This window comes from Cellulosimicrobium sp. BMG9.22, from assembly GCF_059159975.1.
Genome location: NZ_JBZGBY010000002.1, coordinates 250,631 through 269,514, shown reverse-complemented (window position 1 = coordinate 269,514; position 18,884 = coordinate 250,631). Strand labels below are relative to the sequence as shown.

The 18,884-nt window shown below is 75.1% G+C and carries 19 protein-coding genes and 1 pseudogene; 10 read left to right on the top strand and 10 right to left on the bottom strand.

Features of this window, described 5'->3' with window-relative positions; genetic code table 11:
- Positions 1–22: 22 nt before the first annotated feature.
- Positions 23–2,929 (bottom strand): cation-translocating P-type ATPase, encoded by a 2,907-nt coding sequence (locus tag AC4H2H_RS03055; RefSeq protein WP_494369331.1) that lies wholly within the window; start codon positions 2,927–2,929, stop codon positions 23–25.
- A 158-nt stretch (positions 2,930–3,087) separates the two neighbouring features.
- Here AC4H2H_RS03055 and AC4H2H_RS03050 point away from each other — a divergent pair, with 158 nt between their 5' ends.
- The 3 genes from AC4H2H_RS03050 (at position 3,088) to AC4H2H_RS03040 (ending at position 6,765) form a co-directional block, all read left to right on the top strand.
- A complete protein-coding gene (locus AC4H2H_RS03050; protein ID WP_494369330.1) occupies positions 3,088–3,519 on the top strand; it encodes a hypothetical protein in 432 nt (143 codons plus the stop codon).
- Between the two features lie 34 nt (positions 3,520–3,553).
- Positions 3,554–4,435: a TrmH family RNA methyltransferase gene (locus tag AC4H2H_RS03045; RefSeq protein WP_494369329.1), complete on the top strand. Its 882-nt coding sequence runs from the start codon at positions 3,554–3,556 to the stop codon at positions 4,433–4,435.
- A 101-nt stretch (positions 4,436–4,536) separates the two neighbouring features.
- Positions 4,537–6,765, top strand: coding sequence for a HelD family protein (locus AC4H2H_RS03040; RefSeq protein WP_494369328.1), 2,229 nt, complete (start codon positions 4,537–4,539; stop codon positions 6,763–6,765).
- A 10-nt stretch (positions 6,766–6,775) separates the two neighbouring features.
- Here AC4H2H_RS03040 and AC4H2H_RS03035 read toward each other — a convergent pair whose 3' ends face one another.
- From AC4H2H_RS03035 to AC4H2H_RS03020, 4 genes are all read right to left on the bottom strand, one after another.
- Positions 6,776–7,483 carry an esterase/lipase family protein gene (locus tag AC4H2H_RS03035; protein ID WP_494369327.1) on the bottom strand — a complete coding sequence of 236 codons (708 nt, stop codon included), beginning with the start codon at positions 7,481–7,483 and terminating at the stop codon, positions 6,776–6,778.
- Positions 7,480–8,316, bottom strand: a complete 837-nt coding sequence (locus AC4H2H_RS03030; protein WP_494369326.1) for an alpha/beta fold hydrolase — start codon at positions 8,314–8,316, stop codon at positions 7,480–7,482. Before AC4H2H_RS03030 ends, AC4H2H_RS03035 begins: the two co-directional genes overlap by 4 nt.
- Positions 8,317–8,359: 43 nt before the next feature.
- Positions 8,360–8,809 (bottom strand): SRPBCC family protein, encoded by a 450-nt coding sequence (locus AC4H2H_RS03025; RefSeq protein ID WP_494369325.1) that lies wholly within the window; start codon positions 8,807–8,809, stop codon positions 8,360–8,362.
- A gap of 114 nt (positions 8,810–8,923) precedes the next feature.
- Positions 8,924–9,556 (bottom strand): nucleotidyltransferase family protein, encoded by a 633-nt coding sequence (locus tag AC4H2H_RS03020; protein WP_494369324.1) that lies wholly within the window; start codon positions 9,554–9,556, stop codon positions 8,924–8,926.
- An 81-nt stretch (positions 9,557–9,637) separates the two neighbouring features.
- Between AC4H2H_RS03020 and AC4H2H_RS03015 the strand changes: the two genes are divergently transcribed.
- Together AC4H2H_RS03015 and AC4H2H_RS03010 are read left to right on the top strand one after the other, a co-directional pair.
- A complete protein-coding gene (locus AC4H2H_RS03015; RefSeq protein WP_494369323.1) occupies positions 9,638–10,537 on the top strand; it encodes an endonuclease/exonuclease/phosphatase family protein in 900 nt (299 codons plus the stop codon).
- 194 nt (positions 10,538–10,731) lie between these two features.
- On the top strand, positions 10,732–11,745 hold the full coding sequence (locus AC4H2H_RS03010) for a siderophore-interacting protein (protein ID WP_494369322.1): 1,014 nt from the start codon (positions 10,732–10,734) through the stop codon (positions 11,743–11,745).
- Positions 11,746–11,760: 15 nt separating this feature from the next.
- Here the strand turns inward: AC4H2H_RS03010 and AC4H2H_RS03005 are convergent, their stop codons facing one another.
- From AC4H2H_RS03005 to AC4H2H_RS02995, 3 genes and pseudogenes are all read right to left on the bottom strand, one after another.
- The gene (locus tag AC4H2H_RS03005) at positions 11,761–12,363 is read right to left on the bottom strand and encodes a histidine phosphatase family protein (RefSeq protein WP_494369321.1); all 603 of its coding nucleotides are present in this window, start codon (positions 12,361–12,363) and stop codon (positions 11,761–11,763) included.
- Positions 12,364–12,384: 21 nt separating this feature from the next.
- Positions 12,385–12,651 carry a PEP-utilizing enzyme gene (locus AC4H2H_RS03000; protein ID WP_494369320.1) on the bottom strand — a complete coding sequence of 89 codons (267 nt, stop codon included), beginning with the start codon at positions 12,649–12,651 and terminating at the stop codon, positions 12,385–12,387.
- Between the two features lie 199 nt (positions 12,652–12,850).
- Positions 12,851–13,552 (bottom strand): annotated as a pseudogene (locus tag AC4H2H_RS02995) (PEP/pyruvate-binding domain-containing protein); the annotation flags it as partial.
- 58 nt (positions 13,553–13,610) lie between these two features.
- Between AC4H2H_RS02995 and AC4H2H_RS02990 the strand changes: the two are divergent.
- The 3 genes from AC4H2H_RS02990 (at position 13,611) to helR (ending at position 17,037) form a co-directional block, all read left to right on the top strand.
- Positions 13,611–13,997, top strand: a complete 387-nt coding sequence (locus AC4H2H_RS02990) for a DNA-binding protein (RefSeq protein WP_494369319.1) — start codon at positions 13,611–13,613, stop codon at positions 13,995–13,997.
- 175 nt (positions 13,998–14,172) lie between these two features.
- Positions 14,173–14,637: a hypothetical protein gene (locus AC4H2H_RS02985; protein ID WP_494369318.1), complete on the top strand. Its 465-nt coding sequence runs from the start codon at positions 14,173–14,175 to the stop codon at positions 14,635–14,637.
- Between the two features lie 192 nt (positions 14,638–14,829).
- Complete coding sequence (helR, locus tag AC4H2H_RS02980) at positions 14,830–17,037, top strand: RNA polymerase recycling motor ATPase HelR (protein WP_494369317.1); 2,208 nt, start codon at positions 14,830–14,832, stop codon at positions 17,035–17,037.
- Between the two features lie 6 nt (positions 17,038–17,043).
- Here the strand turns inward: helR and AC4H2H_RS02975 are convergent, their stop codons facing one another.
- On the bottom strand, positions 17,044–17,430 hold the full coding sequence (locus tag AC4H2H_RS02975) for a winged helix-turn-helix transcriptional regulator (RefSeq protein ID WP_494369316.1): 387 nt from the start codon (positions 17,428–17,430) through the stop codon (positions 17,044–17,046).
- Positions 17,431–17,541: 111 nt separating this feature from the next.
- Between AC4H2H_RS02975 and AC4H2H_RS02970 the strand changes: the two genes are divergently transcribed.
- Positions 17,542–17,754, top strand: coding sequence for an NAD-dependent epimerase/dehydratase family protein (locus tag AC4H2H_RS02970; protein WP_494369315.1), 213 nt, complete (start codon positions 17,542–17,544; stop codon positions 17,752–17,754).
- On the top strand, positions 17,751–18,179 hold the full coding sequence (locus tag AC4H2H_RS02965) for an NAD(P)-dependent oxidoreductase (RefSeq protein ID WP_494369355.1): 429 nt from the start codon (positions 17,751–17,753) through the stop codon (positions 18,177–18,179). Before AC4H2H_RS02970 ends, AC4H2H_RS02965 begins: the two co-directional genes overlap by 4 nt.
- 9 nt (positions 18,180–18,188) lie before the next feature.
- Here AC4H2H_RS02965 and AC4H2H_RS02960 read toward each other — a convergent pair whose 3' ends face one another.
- The gene (locus AC4H2H_RS02960; RefSeq protein WP_494369314.1) at positions 18,189–18,767 is read right to left on the bottom strand and encodes a YbaK/EbsC family protein; all 579 of its coding nucleotides are present in this window, start codon (positions 18,765–18,767) and stop codon (positions 18,189–18,191) included.
- Positions 18,768–18,884 lie beyond the last annotated feature (117 nt).

The following is an 18,884-nucleotide window of genomic DNA, read 5'->3' as shown; positions in this document are numbered from 1 at the left end:
GGGGGTTCAGGATCGGTGGTGGTCAGTCCCGGTCGGCGGACGTGCCGTGGTGGCGGTCGACGAGGGTCGGGACGTGGTCGCGCGCCGTCCAGCGCCGCCCGACCCATTTGATCACCTCGACGAGCAGGAAGACGACGACCGCGAGCCCGAGCGTCTTGCCCCACTCGGCGGCGTCGATGGGCGCGGAGTCGAACCATGAGTGCATGAACGGCGCGTAGACGAACACGGCCTGGAGCGCGAGGAGCGTCGCCGCGGAGATCCACACGACGCGGTTGCCGCGCAGCACGTCGAGCGTGAGGCTCGACCGGTCGAGGAACCGGCAGTTGAAGAGGTACGCAAGCTGGCCGAGCGCGAGCATCGTGACCGCCGTCGTCTGCGCCTCGGCGAGCGGCACGCCCTGCGCGCGCTCGACGTAGAACAGCAGGATCGTCGCCCCGCCGATGATCAGCGAGACCATGAGGATGCGCCGCACGTACGCGCCGTCGAGGATCGACGCCTTCGGGTCGCGCGGGGCGCGGTGCATGACGTCAGGCTCTGCCTTCTCGTACGCGAGCGCGAGGGACAGCGTGACGGCGGTGATCATGTTGATCCACAGGACCTGGACGGGCTGCAGCGGCAGCGTGAGGCCGAACAGCACCGCGACGAGGATGACGAGCGACTGCGCGCCGTTCGTCGGCAGCAGGAAGAGCACGGACTTGCGGATGTTGTCGTAGATCCGCCGCCCCTCCTTCACGGCACGCTCGATGGTCGCGAAGTTGTCGTCCGCGAGCACGACCTCGGCGGCCTCCTTGGTCGCCTCGGTGCCCTTGATGCCCATCGCGACGCCGACGTCGGCCTGGGTGAGCGCCGGAGCGTCGTTGACGCCGTCACCGGTCATGGCGACGACCTCACCGTGCGACTGCAGCGCCGACACGATCCGGATCTTGTGCTCGGGGCTCGTGCGCGCGTACACGTCGACCTCGCGCACCACGGCGCGGAGCTGCTCGTTGCTCATCTCCTCGAGCTCGGGGCCGGTGAGCACCGCGGGCGCCGCCCCGGTCCCGTCGTGGGGGTCCACGATGCCCATCTCGCGGCCGATCGCGAGCGCGGTGCCGGCGTGGTCGCCGGTGATCATCTTCACGCGGATGCCCGCGTCGCGGCACTCGGCGATGGCCTCGACCGCCTCGGGGCGCGGCGGGTCGACGATCCCGACGAGCCCGCACAGCTCCAGCCCGTCGTCGACGTCGTCCACGTCGAGGTCGTCCGTGCCGTCGGCGGCGGTCCGTCGTGCCGCGGCGAGGACGCGGAGCCCGCGCCCGCCGAGGGCGTCGATCTGCTCGTCCCAGAACGTGCGGTCGAGCGGCTCGGACGTCCCGTCCGCGCTCACCTGGGTCGCGCAGCGGTCGAGCACGCGGTCGGGCGCGCCCTTGACGTGCACGTGCAGGCCGCCGTCGGGGTCGGCGTCGAGCGTCGCCATGAACTTGTTCTCGGACTCGAACGGCACGACGGCGACGCGGCGCCACCCCGTCGCGTCCACACCCGCCTTCATGCCGAGCGTGCGCAGCGCGCCCTCGGTCGGCTCGCCCACGAGCCGCCAGCCGTCCGCATCGGACTCGTCGGAGACGATCCGCGCGTCGTTGCAGAGCATCATGACGGTCGCGAGGGCTGCGAGGTCGCGGTCCGTGGTCAGGTCGGCATGCCTCGTGTCCGACGGCGTCGCGCCGCCCTGGGCGGCCCCCTCACCCGGCCCGTCGGCCGCCCCGGGGCGAGGACCGCCGTCGGGCACCGTCACGTCCCCGACGGGCGCGTACCCCGCGCCCGCGACGGCGAACGCGCGACCGTGCGTGCGGACCGTGCGCGCGGTCATCTCGTTCTTGGTGAGCGTGCCGGTCTTGTCCGAGCAGATCGTGGTGACCGAACCCAGCGTCTCGACGGCGGGGAGCTTGCGCGTGATCGCCCGACGTCGAGCCATCTGCTGCACGCCGAGCGCGAGCGTGATGGTCACGAGCGCGGGAAGGCCCTCGGGCACCGCGGCGACCGCGAAGCCGATCGAGGCGGAGATCAGCTCGGGCACCGAGAAGTCGTGGACCACACGGCCGATGACGACCATGACGACCGCCATCGCGAGGATGAGCACCGCGAGCAGCTTGCCGAACCGGTCGAGCTGGCGCGTGAGCGGGGTCGCGAGGCTGCGGACCTCGGAGATCATCGTCTGGATGCGGCCGATCTCCGTGGCCGAGCCCGTCGCCGTCACGACGCCGACGCCCTGCCCGGCCGCGACGATCGTGCTCGAGAAGAGCATGCTCGACCGGTCGCCGACGCCCGCGTCGGCTCCGACCGGGTCCACGGACTTCGACGCCGCCACCGACTCGCCCGTGAGCGCGGACTCCTCGACGCGCAGGTTCGTCGCCTGCAGGAGCCGCACGTCGGCGGGCACGCGGTCGCCCGACCGCACCCGGACGACGTCGCCCGGGACGACGTCGTCGGCGTCCACCTTCGCCCACGCGCCGTCGCGCCGGACCTCGGCGTTGACCGACAGCATGTTGCGGATGCCCTCGAGCGCGCTCTCCGCGCGCCCCTCCTGGATGAAGCCGATCGCGGCGTTGATGACCGCGACCGCGAGGATGACCGTGAAGTCGACCCAGTCGCCGAGGATCGCCTTGAGCACGGCCGAGACGAGCAGGATGTAGATGAGCACGTCGTCGAAGTGCACGAGGATCCGCTTCCACAGCGGGTCGCGCTGCGGCGGGGGCAGCCGGTTGGGCCCCACGTCCGCGAGCCGCGCCGCGGCGTCGGCGTTCGAGAGCCCGCCCGCGTCCGTGCCCAGCTCGGCGAGGACGTCGTCGGGCGGGCGCGACCACGGCGCGTCGAGGGGGCGCTCGGCTGTGGTCGCGGAGGTCGAAGAGGCCGCCGAGGCGGGGGTCGGTGCAGCGTCCGGCGCGGGTCCCATGCCCCTATTCGACCCCCGAAGTCCGGATCGCGCGAGAGACGAAGGGCCCGGGCCGAGGTCGCGGCCGCCTCGTGCGTCGAGCGCGACCTCGCGAGGCGGCGTCGTGCCACGGGGCATGATCCGGATGTTCTGTCTGCGGCCTTGCTACCGTTCGCCCCATGCCTCCCGTCGACTGTCCGCCGCGACCGATGTCTCGTGGCCGCAACACCGGCGCGCTGGTCGTCCTCGGCACGGCGCTCGTCGGCGTGCTGCCGACCCTTCTGCTCGCCCGGGCGGTCTCGACGCACCTGAGGGAGCTGGCGGCACTGCGTGCGGGAGCCGACCTCGGATTCCTCGACGGGGACCCCGACCCCGGCGTGGTTCTGAGCGCCGTGGCCGGAGCCGGTCTGCTCGCGGCTCTCGCAGCGATCGCCTCCGTGGTCCTGCGCCGCGGGTCCTCGAGCGGGCTGACCCGTCGTCGGGCGGCCGCAGGGGCTCTCCTCGGCATCGGGATACCCGTCGGCCTGCTCGTCCTGACGCTGCTGGTCCAGGTCGCCCTGCTCGGACTGGACGAGCCGCTCCTCCTCGTCGCGGACTGGGGACACACCTGACGGCCACCCTCGGGGTGCTGGGAGAATCGACCACGTGAGCGAGACCAGCACCCGGGCCGACCTGCGGGTCGTGCACGTCACCGACCCCGCCGACGACCGCCTCGCGGACTACAACCGCCTGACCGACGTCGCGCTGCGGTCGAAGCACGAGCCCGAGAAGGGGCTGTACATCGCGGAGAGCTCGACCGTCATCCGGCGCGCGCTCGCCGCTGGGCACCGGCCGCGGTCGTTCCTCATGGCCGAGCGCTGGCTCGACGACCTCGCCGAGGACATCGCCGCGCTCCCGGTCGACGACGCCCTGGGCGGCACGGGCGAGCCCGTCCCGGTGTACCTCGGCGCACCCGACGTGCTCGAGGCGATCACCGGGTTCCACCTGCACCGCGGCGCGCTGGCGGCGATGCACCGCCCGCCCGTCCCCACCGTCCACGACCTGCTCTCCGCCGCACGCGGCGGGACCGGTGCGCGCCGCGTCGCGGTGCTCGAGGACATCGTCGACCACACGAACGTCGGTGCGATCTTCCGGTCGGCCGCCGCGCTCGGCGTCGACGCGGTGCTCGTCTCGCCGCGCTGCTCCGACCCGCTGTACCGCCGCTCGGTGCGCGTGAGCATGGGCACGGTGTTCCAGGTGCCGTGGACGCGGTTCGAGTCGTGGCCGGGCGGGCTCGACGTCCTGCGCGACGAGGGCTTCACCGTCGCCGCGCTCGCGCTGGCCGACGACGCGGTGAGCCTCGACGACGTCGTCGCCGACCCGCCCGAGCGGCTCGCCCTCGTGCTCGGCACCGAGGGCGACGGGCTCTCGCGCGGCGCGGTCGAGGCGGCGGACCGAGTCGTGAGGATCCCCATGGCTGGGGAGGTCGACTCGCTCAACGTCGCGGCGGCGTCGGCCGTGGCGTTCTGGGCGACGCGGGTGTCCTGACCTCCCGGGGGATGCCGTCCGGACGATTTTCGGTCGCCGGGAACAACCTGGCGCACCTGCGCGTTGGCCCCGTGGCCGTACGTCGTACGAGAAGAGGTTTCATGCCGGTCCAGCCCTCCCCGTCCATCACCACTCCTGCCACCACGCTGCAGGAGCTCACCCCGCACGACGCCGCGGCGCACGCCCTGGCCGAGGAGCAGCGGCACCTCGATGCCGCGCTCGCACGCAGGGTGCAGCTGCTCGACGAGCTGGACGCGCAGCTGGCGGCGCCCGCCGAGACCGACACGTCCGGGACGGAGGCCGACGTCGAGCACTCCCGTCGCGCCGGGTTGCGACGGCGTCGGGCCGAGCTCGAGCACGCGGACAGCGGGCTCGTCTTCGGTCGCATCGACACGCTCGACGGGGCGACGCGTCACGTCGGCCGGGTCGGGATCGCGGCGGCGGACGACGGCGCCGACCCGCTCGTGCTCGACTGGCGCGCACCCGGGGCGCGCGCCTTCTACACCGCGACGGCGCTCGAGCCGCAGGGCCTCGCGCACCGTCGGCACGTGCGCACCTCGGGGGAGCGCGTGACGGGCGTGGACGACGAGCCGCTCGACGGCGTCGACGGCAAGGGAGCAGACGACGGGCTCGTCGGCGAGGGCGCCCTGCTCGCCGCGCTGTCCGAGCGCCGCACGGGACGCATGGGGACCGCCGTCGCGACGCTCCAGACCGAGCAGGACGCGATCGTGCGCGCCCCCGCCGACCAGACGCTCGTCGTCCAGGGCGGCCCGGGCACGGGAAAGACCGTCGTGGCGCTGCACCGCGTCGCGTACCTGCTGTTCACGCACCCGCACCTCGCCGAGCGGGGCGTCCTCCTGCTCGGCCCGTCGACGCGGTTCCTCGAGTACGTCGCCCAGGTGCTGCCCGCGCTCGGGGAGACGGCCGTCGTGTCGGCGACGTGCGACACGCTCGTGCCCGGCGTCGTGCCGGAGCGCGAGGAGGAGCGGGACGTCGCCGAGATCAAGGGCCGCGCGCTGTGGCAGGACGTCGTCGCGCGGTACGCCGACTCCCTCGTTCCGGATGCGCGGGTGCTCGCGGTGCGGGTCGACGGCGAGCCGCACACGCTCGGCGCCGACCGGGTCTCGCGCGTCCTGCGCGCCGCCCGGGCCGGGGGCCGCAGCGTGCTCGCCGCGCGCCGGCGGGCGCACGACCTGCTGCTCGACGCGCTCGTGGACGAGGTCGCGGCGCGCCACGCGGAGCTGCTCGAGCGGATGGAGGAGGGGTTCGAGGACGTGCTCGGCCGCCTCGACGCCGGGCTCGCCGCGCGCGACGACCGGGCGCAGGCCACCGGCGCGAAGGGCGGCGACGTCGACGGCGAGCTCACGGAGGACGACCTCGAGCGGCTGCGCGCCGACCTCGCGCGCGACGCCGTGGTCACGGGCGTGCTCGACGCCTGGTGGCCGGTCGTGGACCCGCGCACCGCGCTGGACGACCTGCTGGGCGACGCCACGCTGCTCTCCCGCCTCGCACCGGAGCTCTCGGAGGGGGAGGTGGACCGGGTCGTGGGCGAGCCCGCCGCCCTCGCGCCGAGCGACGTGCCGCTCCTCGACGCGCTGGCCGACGCGCTCGGCACCGACGACGAGCCGGGCGACCAGGGCGACTTCCTCGCCGGGCGTGCGGCGGCGCGGCGGGACTGGGTGTACGGGCACGTCGTGGTGGACGAGGCGCAGGAGCTCTCGCCCATGCAGTGGCACATGGTGCTGCGGCGCAGCCCCACCCGGTCCGTGACGGCCGTGGGCGACGTCGACCAGACCCGGTCGCCGCACCCCCACACCGACTGGGACGACGCCGTCGGCCCGGTGCTCGGGACCCGCTGGCGCCGTGCCGACCTGACCATCTGCTACCGCACGCCGCGCGAGGTGATGGACCTCGTCGGCCCCGTGCTGCAACGGGCGGGCAGCCGCAGCACGCCGCCGCGCGCGGTGCGCTCGTCGGGCGTCCCGCCGCGCGACGTGTCGTCGGGCGCGGCCGGGCTCGGGGCGGCCGTCGCGGCCGAGGTCGCCGTGCTCGCCGCGCGGTACGACGGCGGCACGGTCGGTGTCGTGGCGCCGCACGCGCGGCTCGCGGGCCTGCGCGAGGACGTCGGCGCCGTTCTGCGCGAAGAGGTCCCCGTGCTCGGCGCGTCGGATGCCAAGGGGCTCGAGTGGGACGCCGTCGTCGTCGTGGACCCCGACGGAATCGCCGCCGAGCCGCGCGGCTGGAACGGCCTGTACGTCGCGATGACCCGGTGCACGCAGGAGCTCGTGCGCGTGGCGGTGGGGCCGGACGGGTCGGCCGCCTCGGCCTGAGGCTGCCGACTCAGCGCGCCGCCGTGGACCGGGACAGGCGGTCGACCTCGCGCACGACGGCCTCGACGAGCGTGGGGTCGCCGAGGAGGCGGAAGTGGCCGGCGAGCGGGAGCTCGACGTTCCGCGCGCCCTCGAGCCGGCCGGTCTCGGGGATGTGCGGGTCGAACCGGGGGTAGACGGCGGTGATCCGGGCGTCGACGCCGCGCTCCGCCGCGAGCGCGAGGAGCGCGGCGTCGTGCGGCGCGAAGGCCCGCAGCGTGCGGCCGACGAGGTACTGCGCATAGCGCGAGCCGGCGAACGGCGTCGCGACGGCCACCATGCCCGCGACGCGGGAACCGGCGGCGGACAGCATGACGCGCTTGCCGATGAGCCCGCCCTTGCTGTGCGCGACGAGGACGACGTCGCGCAGGTCGGCCTGCGCGAGGACGTCCGCGGTGCGCTCGGCCGCCTCGGCGAAGGGCCGCCGGTTGTACCCGAGACCCGGCACGGCGTGCACGGGATGGCCCGCCGCGGCGAGCGCGTCGGCGACGGGAGCGAGCAGCTGCCACGTCTCGTACACCCCGGGCAGCAGCACCACGGGAGCCCGGCCGCCCGGGCCGGTGGGGACGGGGCGCCGAGGGTGCAGCGCGTGCTCCACCTGGCGCAGCGCGACGTACGCGTAGTCCGCGGCGCGGTCCCGCAGGCGCAGCCCGTCCCACCACGTGCGGCCCGCGCTCACGCCGAGAACCCCCCGGCGGCGAGCACCGCCGCGACGACCCCCTCCGGGTCGGCGTTCATGGTGTGATGACGACCGCGGACCTCGCGGTACTCGCCGTGCGGCGCCGCGGCGGCGAGCTCCCGTCCCCACGCGCGCGGCGCGATCGGGTCGTCCGCGCCGCGCAGCACGACGACGCGGCCCGGCACGCGGGGCAGGACATCCTCGAGCCGGTGCCCCAGCATCGAGCGGACCTGGCGTGCGTAGTGGGGCAGCGAGCAGCGCAGCACGTAGTCGACGGCGAGCGTCCCGAGCGCGCGCGGCCGTTCGCCGAACGCGTCGCGGGCGAGCCGCAGCGCCTGGCGCGGGGCGGTACGGGCCCGGCGGTCCGCCGTCGGGCCGATCAGGACCCCGGCCGGCGCCTCGCGAGGGTGGTCCGCCATGGCCTGGCCTACGACCTGGGCGCCCATCGAGTGCCCGACGAGGACGATTGCGGGGGACGGTCCGGCGTGCGCAGGGCCGTGAGCGTCGGGAAGCACGTGCCCCCGCACGTATCCCGCGACGACGGCGGCGTGCTCCTCGATCGACACGTCGTGCCGCGCGCGGGGCGCTGAGCCGAACCCCGGCAGGTCGATCGCGTGCACCGCCGTCGCCGGGCCCGCGCCCGGTCGGAGGCGCGCGCGCCGCACGGGGTCGAACGCGCGCGACGAGGACCCGACGCCGTGCACGAGCACGACCGCCAGGTCCGGTGCACCGGCTCCCGAGACGTGGGCGACGGCCCCCAGGCCGTCCACGGTGAGACGCACCTCCGCCCCGTCCCCGGACGTGCGGGACGAGGCGGAGGTGGGCGTGGTCATCGCACCAGCATGAGGCCAGGCGGACGACCTCGCCCGGCGCGCGTCAGCCGACGTCCCCGCGCCACGCGCCCGTCTCGGCTCCTCGGGACTCGATGAACTCCTTGAACCGCGCGAGGTCGCCCTTCACGCGGCGCTCGTCGAGCTGGAGCAGGTCGCCGGCCTTCTCGACGACGCCCTCGGGCGACCAGTCGAGCTGCACCGTGACGCGCGTCTCGGCGTCGTTCAGCCGGTGGAACGTCACGACGCCCGCGTGGTCGGGGCCGGAGGTGCTGTTCCACGCGACGCGCTCGTCGGGGTGCTGCTCGGTGATCTCGGCGTCGAACTCGCGCTCCACGCCGCCGATCTTCGTCCTCCAGTGCGTGTGCGTCGCGTCGAGCTGGCGGATCTCCTCCACGCCTTCCATGAAGCGCGGGAACTCCTCGAACTGCGTCCACTGGTCGTAGGCCGTGCGGACGGGGACGCTGACGTCGATCGACTGGGTGACCGTGCTCATCGGATACCTCCTGTCGTTGGCGGGCGTTACCCCTCCACCCTCACCACGCTTGCGCCCGCTCGCGCGCCGAGGGACGAATCGGGACAGACGGGGCATCGGCGCGAGGCGGCGCCGTCACTCCAGGTGACTCGACGGGTCTCCCGACGCAGGCTCTGAGGTGCGGCCCGGGTTCGCGGTCCTGTCGTCGTGCATCTGGGTCGCGTCCACGACCCCGAGCTCGTCGAGCAGGAAGAGGAAGGAGCGCGCGTACGGGTTGTCGTCGACGCGACGGCGGACCTCGGTCCAGTCGATCTGCTCGCGCATCGCCCGGGCGACGGGCAGCAGACGGGAGAAGTCGCAGAAGTGCTCGCCGATGACGCGCAGCTTCGAGGCCATGATCTCCGTCGCCGCGAGCACGGGCATCCGCACGGCGAGCACCTCCAGCTCGTCGGTCCGGGACAGGAGGTCGTCGTCGATCGGCTCGCCGACCATGCGGTACAGGACGTCGATGAGCTCGCCGCCGTGGTACGCCTTGAACAGCCAGTTCTCGGTGGGCTCGGTGATCTTCAGACCCGCGGCGCGCAGCACGTCGCGCGCGCGGTCGACGTCGACCTCGCGGATCGCGAAGTCGGCGTCGTGGCTCGGCTCGGGCGCTCCGCGCGCCCACGCGGCGTAGCCGCCCACGAGCGCGTGCGGGATCTCGGCCTCGGCGAGCGCGGCCGCCGTCATGCGCAGCCCGTCGTGCAGCGCGTCCCTGTCGTCCACCATGCCCCAGGGTCTACACCACGCGGGCCCCGCTGGCACGTCGCGGGTGCACGGAGGGAACTGGAGGTGCGACCGCGGGGAGGGATGCCCAGAATCGAGTCGATGCGCCTCGCGACGTTCAACATCCTCCACGGGCGGTCGACCGTCGACGACACCGTCGACCTCGACCGCTTCGCGGACGCGGTCCGCGCGCTCGACGCGGACGTCCTCGCGCTGCAGGAGGTGGACCGGGACCAGCCGCGCTCGCACCACGCGGACCTCACGGCCGTCGCCGCCGAGGCGGCGGGAGCGGCCGACCACCGGTTCGTCGCGACGCTCGTCGGGGAGCCCGGCGTCTGGACGGCGCCCACGGGCGAGCGCCAGCCAGGACAGGCGGCCTACGGGATCGCCGTCGTGAGCCGCTACCCCGTCACGGCGTGGCGCACCGTCGTCATGCCGCCGCCGCGCACGCAGGTCCCCGTCCGGTTCCCGGGGAGCCGCCTGCCGACGCTGGTGCGCGACGAGCCCCGCGCGGCGCTCGTCGCGCGCGTCGACGCCCCCGGCGGGCGCATCACCGTGGCCTGCACCCACCTCACGTTCGTGCCGGGGCGCAACCTCACGCAGCTCGTGCGCCTCACGCGCTCGCTCGCGGAGGAGACCCCCGACGGGGAGCCGGTCGTGCTCCTCGGGGACCTCAACGTCGACGCGCCGCAGGCTGCGCGCACGAGCGGCTGGTACCCCCTCGCGTCGGCGGCGACGTTCCCCGTCGCGGAGCCGACCCGCCAGCTCGACCACATCCTCGCCCACGGGGCGGTCCGCGCGACCGCCCACGCGTCCGCCGTCGACACCGGGCTCTCGGACCACCGTGCGCTCGTCGTCCCGGTGGCGCTCGGTGGCGAGCACCAGCCGTCCCCGACGCGGGCACACGCCGCCGACGAGGACCGGCCGCCGTCGCGCGGGCCGACCGAGCCGGCACGACGACCCCACCGGCACGTCCACGGGTGAGCCCGCCCCCGTGTCATCGCGCCGGGGCAGATCCCCGCGGGGCTCGGCACGGCGCTGCTCGGCGCTCCGTACTTCGTCTACCTGCTGTGGCGCAGCCGCGGCCGCGCGGCGTGACGCGACTCACGCACCCGGCGACCAGGTCGTCCACCGGACGGGTTGACCCCGTGCGGGGCGCGTAGGTTAGCCTCACCTGTGTGAGTCAGACCGTCGCCGCACCGCGTGCCGCCCGCCGAGCCGCTACCACCCGGCCTGCCGCGCGGACGACGGCGCCGTGGCGCTTCTTCGACGTCCAGGTGGCGCGCGTCGTGCAGGTCTCGCCGAGCTTCCGCCGGTTCACGTTCACCGGCCCCGAGCTCGACCTGTTCGGAGACCCGGGTCTGGACGTGCGCATCAAGTTCGTCCTCCCGGCCGGTGACGGCGGGTACGAGCACCTCGTGCGCGACGCCGACGGATGGTACGCCGCGTGGCGTGCGCAGCCCGAGGAGCGCCGCAACCCGCTGCGCACGTACACGACCGTCGCCGTGCGCCCCGAGGCGCGCGAGGTGGACGTGGACGTCGTGCTGCACGGCGACGCCGGCCCGGCGTCGCGCTGGGCGCTCGACGCGCAGGTCGGCACCCCGCTCGTCCTGCTCGGCCCGGACGCGACGTTCGACGGCCCCGTCGGCGGGATCGAGTTCCGGCCCCCGGCCCGCGCCCACGCGCTCCTGTTCGCGGGCGACGAGACGGCGCTGCCCGCCATCGCCGCGATCTGCGAGGACCTGCCCGCCGACGCGTGGGGCGAGGTGTACGTCGAGGTGCCGCACGCCGCGGACGAGCGTCCCCTCGCGGCGCCGCCGGGCGTCCGCGTGACGTGGCTCGGCCGTGACGCGGCGGAGCCGGCCGACGGCGCGGCACCGGTCGCGCACGGCGCACTCCTCGTCGACGCGGTCAAGGCCGCGGCCGAGCGCATCCTCGCCGCAGGGGTCCTCGGGACCGACCCGCCCGCGCAGTGCCGCACGGCCGAGGACCTCGAGGACGTCGACGTCGACGCGTCGATCCTCTGGGAGGTCCCGGGCCTGCTCGAGGAGGACACGGTCCTCTACGCGTGGCTCGCGGGCGAGGCGAGCGCGATCAAGACGCTGCGTCGCCACCTCGTCGCCGAGCTGGGCGTCGACCGCCGTGCCGTCGCGTTCATGGGCTACTGGCGCGAGGGCCGCGCGGAGAGCTGACGTGCGGCAACCGCCTCAGGGCCGTGCGGGGCCGGGGAAGCCGGTCCAGCGCAGGTCGGCGGGCAGGTGGCTCAGGTCGTTGAACATCACGAGCGCGGGCGGCAGGCCGGTGCGGTGCTCGATCACCGTGAGGCCGGTGTTGGCGCTGTCGAGGCCGAGCCAGCGGGCCGGGGGAGCGCCGAGGGCGTCGCGCACGAGCCAGGCGACCTGGTAGGCGTGCGTGACGAGGACCTCGTGCGTGTCGCGGGCCCGCCCGGGCGCCGACGCGAAGCGGGCGACCAGGGCCTGGGCCGTTCTGTTCCCTGCGGCGGCCTCCTGCGCGTCGTAGCCGTCGAAGAACGGGGCCCACGCCGCGGGTGTCTCGGCGAGAGCGGGGACGTAGGGGACGTGGTCGACGAGCTCGGTGGCCTCGGCCACGGGCGTCTGCGGCGGCAGGTGCCCGGCGAGCTCGTGCGCGCTGGCGACGGCTCTCGGGAGCGGGGAGTGCCACACGGCGTCGACCGGGAGACCTGCGAGGCGTTCGCCCAGCAAGCCCGCCTGTCGTCGGCCCGTGTCGGTGAGCTCGCCGAACGGGTCGGCTTCGCCGTGCCGCGCGATGTAGAGGTGTCGGGTCGCCATGGTCGGGCGGGTCCTCTCCGGTCAAGGGCTGGTCGGGGCGACGGTGCCGGCGGCGCCGTCGAGGGTGACGAGGGCGCCGTCCGGCAGCAGCGTGGTCGCGCTGGGGACGCCGAGGACGGCGGGGATGCGCTGCTCGCGGGCGACGATCGCCGCGTGGGAGAGCGCGCCTCCGGTCTCGGTGACGACGCCGGCGACGATGCGCAGCAGCGGCGTCCAGGCCGGGTCGGTCCAGGGGCAGACCAGGACGTCGCCCGGACGGACCCGGGCGAAGTCGGCGGGACCGCGCACGATCCGTGCGGTGCCGGTCGCAGTCCCGCGGCTGCCTGGTGTCCCGGACAGCACGGCGGGCGATGCGGTCCGAGCACCGGGAGGATCCGGGGGCGGGGCGGCCGTGACCGGCCGGGACTGCAGGACCCACCTGGCCGCCGGCGACGGCCCACTCGACGTCCTGCGGGCCGCCGAGGAGTGCGGCGACCTCCCGGCCGAGCCTCGCGAGCCGTAGCGCGGTCCGGTCGTCGAGCGTCGCTCGGGTGCGATCGGCGGCGGGCACGTCGCGCGTGACGAGGCGTGCGCCGTCGCGGTCGAGGCGGGTCCGCTTGTCGGCGACGGTCCGGGTGACCGGCCCGTCCGCGGCGGCGACGCGGTACGCGTCCGGGGTGACCGTGCCCCCGACGACGCTCGGCCCGAGCCCCCACGACGCCTCGATCCGGGTCGTGCCGTCGGGGTCGGCGGGCGTGAACATCACGCCGGAGACCTCGGCGTCCACGAGGCGCTGGACGAGCACGGCCATGGCCGGAGCGCCGGGCGACCGGTCGAGGCCCGAGGTGCCCCGGTACGCGACGGCACGTGGCGAGTGGAGCGAGGCCCAGCAGGCGCGGACGGCGTCGGCGACCTCGTCGGCGCCGCGCACCCCGAGCACGCTCTCGTGCTGCCCCGCCGCGGACGCCGCTGCCGTGTCCTCGCCGGATGCCGACGACCGCACCGCGACGGGCGGGTCACCGAGGGACCCGAGGCCGGCGGCGAGCGCGTCGAGCAGACCGACAGACAGCGCGCCGGCGGTTCCGCGAGGGGCGTCGAACGGGACGACGAAACCGTCGGGCACCGGCACGCCCGCGCGCAGCAGGGCGCCCAGCGCGGTCGCCTTGCCGCCACTGGTGCTCGCCGTGGCGTCCCGCAGGCGGACGATCATCCGGCGTCCCTTCAACAGAACATTGACAACGTTTCGTTGATTCTGCAGGATCGACCGCATGACACGCAAGCACGACGTCACGAGGGCGGACCACACCCAGGCGCGCCGCGAGCAGGACGCGCGCGAGCACCTCCTCGCGCTCGGCGCCGACGCCCTCGGCGACCGCCCGTGGCGACCGGCGTCCGTGCCGCCGTCGGCCGTGGACCTCGCGCACTTCGCGCTCTGGCGGTCAACCGACCTGGCTCCCGACGGCGTCCTCGCCGCGCTCACGCTGCTCCCCGCCGCGCGGGCCGAGGTCGAAGGTCTCGAGGCGGGCCTGCTGTTCACCGCACGCAGCGCGGGCCTGACCTGGGCCCAGATCGCCGACGCGACGGGGTTCAACTCCCCGCAGGCGTGCCAGCAGCACTACGGGCGGCTCACCGCGCGGCAGGGCGCGGGATCGTGACCCGCGACTCGGCCACCGACCTCCTGGTCCTGCACGCCGTGCGGATCACCGGGTTCGCCGGCTCCGCAGCGGTCGCCGGCCGCTTCGGGCTGGACCTGGCGGTGACGGTCGACCTGCTGCGCGACGCCGAGGCGCGCGGCTGGGTGGACCACGCCGCCTTCGCGGGCCTGGAGGGGTGGTCGCTGACCGGGGCCGGCAGGGCCGAGAACGAGCGTCGGCTGGCGCGCGAGCTCGCGAGCTCGCGAGCACCGGTGCCGGCGACGAGATCCGCGAGGTGTACCGCGAGTTCCTCCCGTGGAACGCGAGGCTCCAGCGCGCCTGCACCGACTGGCAGCTGCGCCCCGTGGTGGGCGACCGGCTCGCGGCCAACGACCACACCGACCCCGTGTGGGACGCCCGCGTCCTCGACGAGCTCGCCGCGCTCGATCGCGCCCTGGCCCCGCTCGTCGACCGCCTGCGATCCGTCCTCACCCGGTTCGGCGGGTACGACGCGCGGTTCTCTGCCGCGCTGGAGCATGTTCTCGCGGGGGACGGCGGCTGGGTCGACCGCACCGACGTCGACTCCTGCCACCGGGTGTGGTTCGAGCTCCACGAGGACCTCGTCGCGACCCAAGGTCTCGACCGCGGCGCGCCCGTCTGACGCTGCGCCGGGGCGCGTCGCCGGTTCCGGGTGGCCGGCAGGCGACGGGCACGAAAAGGGAGGCCGACCGGCCTCCCTTTCCAAGGTATAGCGCACGGGGGGCCTTGCGGCAAGGCCCCCTCCAGGGCGCAGAATCTGGCGATCGTGCGCGGACCGACGTCCGCGCCCCCGTGAGAGCCCGGACCGGAGCTGATGACCTTGACCGCTGCGCCCACCCGCACCTTCGACCTTCCCGACCGCCTCGCCGCCAAGGCCGAGCCCACGCTCGTCGACGCCGACGAGCGGCACTTCGCCGCGATCGCGGCGAGCCTCGAGCACTCCGTGGCCGACCTCTCGGAGCGCCTCGACGCGGCGCGCCGCGCGCCGGGCGGGTCCGGCACGGAGGCGCTCGAGCGCGACCAGGAGGTCCACCGGCTCAGCGCGCGCCTGCGGCTCCTGCAGCGCTACGGCGTCGACCTGTGCCTGGGCCGCATGACGTTCGCCGACGGCTCCGCCCCCGTCTACGTCGGCCGCGTCGGTCTCACCGACCCGGCGGGGGAGCGGCTCCTCGTCGACTGGCGCTCGCCGGCGGCCGAGCCCTACTTCGCGGCGACGCCCGCGCACCCGATGGGCCTCGCGGCGCGGCGCCGGTACCGCTGGACGCGCGGGCGCGTCACGGACTACTGGGACGAGGCGCTCGTGCCCGACGGCGCGGGGTCGAGCGCGGCGCTCGACGACCAGTCGGCGTTCGTCGCGAGCCTCGGTGCGAGCCGGTCGCCGCGCATGCGGGACGTGCTCGGCACGATCCAGGCCGACCAGGACGCGATCGTGCGCGCGGGGTCGCGCGGCGCGCTCGTCGTCGACGGCGGGCCGGGCACGGGCAAGACGGTCGTCGCGCTGCACCGCGCCGCGTACCTGCTGTACGCCGATCCGCACGTGGGCGAGGGGCGCGGCGGCGTGCTCGTGATCGGGCCGAGCCGCCCCTACCTCGGGTACGTCGCCGACGTGCTCCCGAGCCTCGGCGAGGAGGGCGTGCAGACGTGCACGCTGCGCGACCTCGTCCCGGAGGGCGCGACCGCGCGCGCGGAGGCCGACCCCGAGGTCGCGCGCCTCAAGGCGTCCGCCGCCGTCGTCGCGGCGATCGAGCCGGCCGTGCGGTTCTCCGAGCGCCCGCCTGCGGAGGGCATGGAGGTCGAGACGCCGTGGGTCGACGTCTGGCTCTCCACGGCCGACTGGGCGGAGGCGTTCGAGTCGATCGACCCCGGCACCCCGCACAACGAGGCGCGCGACGACGTCTGGGCTGCGCTCGTCGAGATCCTCGTGGACAAGGCGTGCGGGGGAGCCGCGGAGGACGCCGTGGACCTGTCGGCCGACGACGTGCGCCGCGCCCTGCGGAGCCACCGCGCGCTCGGCGCCGCGTTCGACCGCGCGTGGCCGCTCGTCGAGGCGACGGACCTCGTGGCCGACCTGTGGTCCGTGCCCGCCTACCTGCGCCTGTGCGCGCCGTCGCTCACGCCCGAGCAGGTGCGCGCGCTGCAGCGCGTGGACGCGAGCGCGTGGACGACGGCGGACCTGCCGCTGCTCGACGCCGCGCGCCGCCGCCTCGGTGACCCCGAGGCGTCGCGCCGCCGTCGACGCAACGAGGCCGCCGCGGCGGCCGAGCGCGCCCGCATGGACGACGTCGTCGACCACCTCCTCGCGACCGACGACAGCGAGCTCGGCGTCATGCAGATGCTGCGCGGCCAGGACCTGCGCGACGCGCTGGTCGACGACGGCGCACTCGTCACGGCCACGCCCGACCGGCTCGCTGGGCCGTTCGCGCACGTCGTCGTAGACGAGGCGCAGGAGCTCACCGACGCCGAGTGGCAGATGGTCCTGAGCCGCTGCCCGTCGCGCAGCGTCACGGTCGTGGGGGACCGGGCGCAGGCGCGGCACGGGTTCCCCGAGACGTGGCGCGAGCGCCTCGAGCGCGTCGGCTTCGATCGCGTCGCCGAGGCGTCGCTGCACGTCAACTACCGCACGCCGCAGGAGGTCATGGCCGCGGCGGAGCCCGTGATCCGCGCCGCCCTCCCCGACGCCAACGTCCCGACGTCGGTGCGCAGCACGGGCGTGCCGGTCGCCCACGGGACGGTCGCCGACCTCGACGCGATCCTCGACGCCTGGCTCGCCGAGCACACCGACGGGACGGCGTGCGTCATCGCCGGCGCCGGATTCGTCGAGACGTTCGCCACGGCGACTGGCGGGACGTCCGACCGGACGTCCCGCGTGCGGTCGCTGACGCCCGAGACGGCCAAGGGCCTCGAGTTCGACCTCGTCGTGCTCGTGGACCCGCACGCGTTCGGCGAAGGCTTCGAGGGGGCTGTCGACCGCTACGTCGCGATGACGCGCGCGACCCAGGAGCTCGTCGTCCTCACGTCGTGATGCCCGTCACGGCGTGGAGGCGCCGTGGGCGAGCGGCGCGCCCTCGTCGAGCACGTCGTCGAACCGGTCCCGGGCGTCGTGCACGGCGGAGAGGTTCTGCCGGCTCCACGCGCACAGCGCGTCCAAGGGCTCGAGGAACGACGCCCCGAGCGGTGTGAGGGAGTACTCCACCGTGTTGGGCGTCTCGCGGTGGTCCGTGCGATGCACGTGGCCGTCGCGCTGCATGCTCGCGAGAGTCTCGCTCAGCACCTTCGCGGAAACACCGTCGAGAGATCGCCGCAGGTCGCCGAAGCGGTGCGGCCGCTCGGCGAGCCGCCTGAGCACCATGGGCACCCAGGTGCGGCGATACCCGATCGGGACGACGACGTCGCATCTCGTGGGGCGCGGGGTCACACCGTCGATCCTAGGGTGCCCGGGCGGTCACGTTGCGGTAACCACGTGCCCGCTCCCTAGTCTCCGAGCGGCGCCCGAGAGCCGGGTGCGTGACGGACGTGGAGGACTGGCATGCGGGTCGTGGTGTTCGGTGGGGCCGGAAGAGTGGGACGTCGGGTCGTCGACGAGGCGCGGCGGAGGACGATCGACGTCGTGCCCGTCGTGCGCACGTCGCGCCCGGACAGCGACCCCGCGGGAGCCGTCGCGGGTGACGTGACCGACAGCGCGTCGATCAGCGGGCTCGTCCGGGGGCGGACGTCGTCGTCCACGCGGCGTTCGCCCTGACCGGCGAGCCGCACGACTTCTCGACGCGTGCGATCAGCGCCCTCACGCACGGGCTCGCCGAGGTCGGCGTGCGGCGGCTCGTCGTCATCGGCGTCGGGACGACGCTCCGGGTGCCGGACGGGTCGATGGTCTTCGAGACGCCGGGAACTCCTCCCCAGGTCACGGAGTTCTCCGCGGCCCGGGCGGGCGAGCTGGTCGCCCTGCGCCGGTCGGTCGACCTGGACTGGGTGGTCCTCACGCCCCCGCCGACCTACCTCGACGACACGGCCGAGCGCACGGGCCGGTACCGCACCGCCTCGCCGGTGCTGTCGTCCGACGACGCGGGTGCGGTGCTGTCCACGGCGGACCTCGCCGTCGCGGTCGTCGACGAGATCGTCTCCGCCGGCCGGCACGCCCGAGAGCAGGTGGCCGTGCTCCCGGCATGAGCCGGGACCTCAGGCGGGGACGGCCAGGTCCTCGACCGCCTCGACGCCCGGCAGGCGTCCGAGCAGCGCGCCCGGGAGCAGGAGCTTCGATCGGCGGACCCCGCTGCCGATCAGGGCGAGCTCGCCGTCGGTGACCACGCGCGCGTCGACGAGCACGCGCCAGCCCGCGGGCAGCCCGACGGGCGTGATGCCGCCGTACTCCATGCCGGACTCGGCCGTCGCCCGCTCGGTCGGCAGGAACGACGCCTTGCGCACGTCGAGGAGCTTGCGGACGCGCGTGTTGACGTCGGCGCGCGTGTGCGCGCGCACGACCGCGGCGGCCACCCGCTCGTCGCCCCCGCGCGCGCCACCCACGACGACGCAGTTCGCCGACGCCTCGACGGGCAGGTCGAACGCGTCGTTGAGCGTCGCGGTGTCCGCGAGGCCGGGGTCGATCTCCGTCACGGCGACGAGCGACGCGACGCCGGGGTCGGCCTCGGCCCACCGGCGCAGCGCGTCGGCGGTCACGGGGGCCACGAGGTCGAGATGGTCGAGGGCGGGCTCCCAGGTGAGCGAGCCGAGCGTGGGCAGGGTGGCGCGGGCATCCATGCCCTCAGCCTGCCACCTCGTCGACCAGGCGGGTGGCCCTGAGGTAGAGGTCGAGGGTTCCTGCAACCTTCGAGTGGGGATCGAGGGTTGGGGTGGGCATCTCGGACGAAGCAGACG